This window comes from Parafrankia sp. FMc2 (assembly GCF_041008525.1).
GTDB lineage: Bacteria > Actinomycetota > Actinomycetes > Frankiales > Frankiaceae > Parafrankia.
On sequence record NZ_JBFLUG010000297.1, the window covers coordinates 1 to 3,520 of the forward strand.

Consider the following 3,520-nt stretch of genomic DNA (forward strand, 5'->3'; position numbering starts at 1 on the left):
GGGGACGGATCTACGGACACTGATCCGGGGCTACGTCTTCGTCATCAACCGAACCTCCAACCGACGCAGCCCACTCATACACGTGCGACCTCGATGTCGCACTCTCACGGGACTCTGACAGACAGGGCCCGGCTGCCGCTACAGACTCGTTTCGGCAGGCGCCTGCTGTGGCACTGGACGTCGGTGGAAGGCGAACGCCTCTGGATCGCCGGCCGTCCCCCCAGGAAGTCGGACGGCCGGGCCGGTACGCCAGGCCGCGTTGCTGCCTGAGCCGGCTGACGCACTGTTCCACGACGTAGCCCTGCTCGTAGTTGGTTTCTCTCCAGCGGCAGAAAGCCGCGAGGCCGGGCGCCGTCCCCGCCCGGCCAGGTGAGCGGGGGTCCTACGCGGATGATTTCGGCATACCGGAGGGAACCCTGGGAACTCGACCCCACAACCCGGGCAGGCGACCGGCCCCTCAGGCGTCCGTGTCCGCAACCTGACCAGCTCACGCTCGTCTGACACATTCTCGACGCCCAGCGGCGACAGACCCGAAAACGCCAGCTCAATCAGACGATCCGCTCCGTCCCTGACACATCGTGTCGCCACGCACCGGCCGGATAGGTCGCCTTCCACCGTCAAGCCTCGCCGGGGACCACACTCCGTCACCACCGAAAGTGAGCCAGAGCCCTTCGCATTACACGCCCGGTCCGACCATGCCGGCACCGGCCCGGGGACAGGTGGTGCGTCGACGAAACGTACGTGAAGCTCGCCGGCCGGTGGACCTACCTGTACCGGGCTGTCGACCAGCACGGCCAGATCATCGACGTCCTCGCCAGCGCCCGCCGCGACCAGGCAGCCGCCCGCCGATTCTTCGCCCAGGCGCTGCCTCATGGGTGCTGGCCGGTCGAGGTCACCACCGACAAGGCACCCGTCTACCCGCGGCTCCTCTACGAGCTGCTCCCCGAGGCCTGCCACATCGACGCCGTCCGGGAGAACAACCGAATCGAGGCCGATCACGGCCGGTTGAAAGCCCGGCTCCGGCCGATGCGCGGGATGAAACGCTACAGTCCGTCCAGGCAATCAGCTCAGGGCACGCCCTGGTCCAGAACATCCGCCGCGGCCACTACGAGCTCGCCGTCGCTGTAGACCCCCACCTTCGGCTGGCCACCGCGTTCACCGAGCTCGCCGCGGCCATCTGAACCAGCGCACTCCGGTGCCCCTGGCATGCGCTACCTTCCCGCAACGCAACAGCGCCGGTGGGCGTGGTCCGCCGTGTTCCTTCAGCCTCGACATGCACAACACAGGCAGCTTCTGCTGCCACACTTGCCGGACCGGACCGCGGTCCAGGAAAGGCTTGCGGCAAAGGCTGTTCGCCGTGATCCGCGATGCTCTGGGTCGTCATCCAGGAGTCCGTGCCGCTCGATACCGATGTGGACGTTCCACACCAAAGGGGGTTGACAAGATTTTTTCGATGAACGCAGAGGCGTACCCGTGGTGTACCAGTCGCGAAGATCGGCCGCCAGTAGTTCGCTGGCCATCAATGTTGCCGCGCCGGTCGAACCTGGCGGTATGGGTCTTCCGCCCGCACGATGCGGAGTGAAGCGGGTGCCCACCACTGCGACGCCTGCGGACACGGGGCGGTTCGCTGCGCTGGTGCGGGCCTGTCATCCGGAGCCGACCGCGGCGGTGACACTCTTCGCCACCGCACTGGCGATCTCCAGCGGGCGTTCCGCCTCGGGTATCGCCGCCGTGGCGGCCGCGGTCGTCACGGGGCAGTTGTCGATCGGCTGGAGTAACGACGTCATCGATCAGGAGCGCGACGCGGCGGGCGGCCGAACGGAGAAGCCGATCGCCGCCGGCGGAGTAGCGCCGGGGCCGGTCACCCTCGCCTGCATGGTCGCGCTGGTCGCGTGCGTTCCGCTCTCCTTCGCCTCGGGTGGCCCGGCGGGCTGGACCCATCTCTGCGCAGTCGCCAGTGCATGGGTCTACAATCTGGGGCTCAAGGGGACCAGACTGTCCGTCCTCCCGTACGCTCTCTCGTTCGCTCTGCTGCCGGCGTTCGTCGCACTGGGGCTTCCTGATCATCCAGCGCCGCCCTGGTGGCTGCCGCTGGCGGGCGCTCTGCTCGGCTCGGGCGCGCACTTCGCGAACGCCCTTCCCGACCTCGCCACCGACGCCCGGACCGGGGTGCGTGGCCTGCCGCACCACCTCGGGGCGGCCGGGTCGCGGCGGTCCGCCGCCCTCCTGCTCGCAACGGGTTCCGCTGTCGCCGTGCTGGGACCGGCGGACCTCAGCCCGTGGCGCGTCGCCGTCCTGGTCGCCGTGACGGCGCTGACGGTGCTGGGTCTCCGGCTCGGCGACCGCCATGTCTTCCGGATCGCGATGGCAGTCGCCGCGCTCGACGTCGCGCTCGTTGTCGCTGCCGGCACGTACCTGACCTGACCTGATGACAGATGATCGACGAAAGGTCCACGGCCAGACGAGAAAGTTTCCGGCATGTGATTGTTGTACCGATTTCACGGAAACAGGTCGACCCTACAGATCAGCATCATCCCGGGAACACCTCATTTAGATTCTGCCACTATTCCTTCGGGGAGCCACGTGAACAGGTCGACGCACCGGCCGGAATCGATGTTTCACCCCTGTCGAACCGTTCCGGGATTGTGCGATCAAAGGCCCTCGGTGACGGGCCCGAACGGACGACGGCGGTTGCCGCGCCGGCGCCGCAACGATCCCGCGCAGTACGACGACCTCGCCGACCAGTGGTGGCCCACTCACGGACGGTTCGCGGCGTTGCACTGGCTCGCCGAGGCGCGCGCCCGCCTCATCCCGGCCCCACCTCACACCGGCGCCCCGCTGCTCGACCTTGCCTGCGGTGGCGGCCTGCTCGCGCGGGTGCTGACTGGCAGGCTCGCGGGATGGCGGCACATCGGTGTCGATCTGTCCTCGCTGGCACTCCGCCAGGCCAGTGACCACGGCGTCGAGGCAGTCCAGGCCGACGTGACGCGCCTGCCATTCCCCGACGACACGTTCTCCTGCGTCGTCGCTGGCGAGATGTTCGAGCATATCGAGGATCTCGACGCGGCCTGCACGGCGATCGGGCGGGTCCTCGCTCCGGGCGGAACGTTGGTGATTGACACACTCGCGGACACGCTGTTCTGCCGGATCGGTCTGGTGCGCCTCGCCGAGCGCCTGCCGGGTGGCCCGCCGCCTCGAATACACGATCCGCGCCTGCTGGTGTCACCCGACCGGTTGGGCGCGGCGCTGGATCGGTGCGGCATCGAGATGACTGTCGTTGGTGGCCTTCGCCCCTCGCTTCCTGACTACGTCCGTTGGCTCGTCCGTCAGGCCGACTCGGTGCGGATGGTGCAGACCGACTCCACCGCGGGTGTCTACCAGGCCGTCGGGACAAGAAGGGAATCTGAATGACCGTGTCAAGCCGCCGCGGTAGCGGGTTGCGGCGCGGTTGGTGCGAACGTGCGGCCGTCGCGCAGGAGTGCCCACAGAACGTCGACGAGGCGGCGAGCGAGGGCGAGCA

Annotated in this window: 2 protein-coding genes and 1 pseudogene; all 3 read left to right on the top strand. The window is 68.3% G+C overall.

What is annotated here, in order from left to right; genetic code table 11:
* Positions 1–687: 687 nt before the first annotated feature.
* Positions 688–1,181, top strand: a pseudogene (locus AB1460_RS36360) (IS6 family transposase); the annotation flags it as partial.
* Positions 1,182–1,551: 370 nt separating this feature from the next.
* Positions 1,552–2,424 carry a UbiA family prenyltransferase gene (locus AB1460_RS36365; protein WP_368967036.1) on the top strand — a complete coding sequence of 291 codons (873 nt, stop codon included), beginning with the start codon at positions 1,552–1,554 and terminating at the stop codon, positions 2,422–2,424.
* A gap of 267 nt (positions 2,425–2,691) precedes the next feature.
* The gene (locus AB1460_RS36370) at positions 2,692–3,411 is read left to right on the top strand and encodes a class I SAM-dependent methyltransferase (RefSeq protein ID WP_368967037.1); all 720 of its coding nucleotides are present in this window, start codon (positions 2,692–2,694) and stop codon (positions 3,409–3,411) included.
* Positions 3,412–3,520 lie beyond the last annotated feature (109 nt).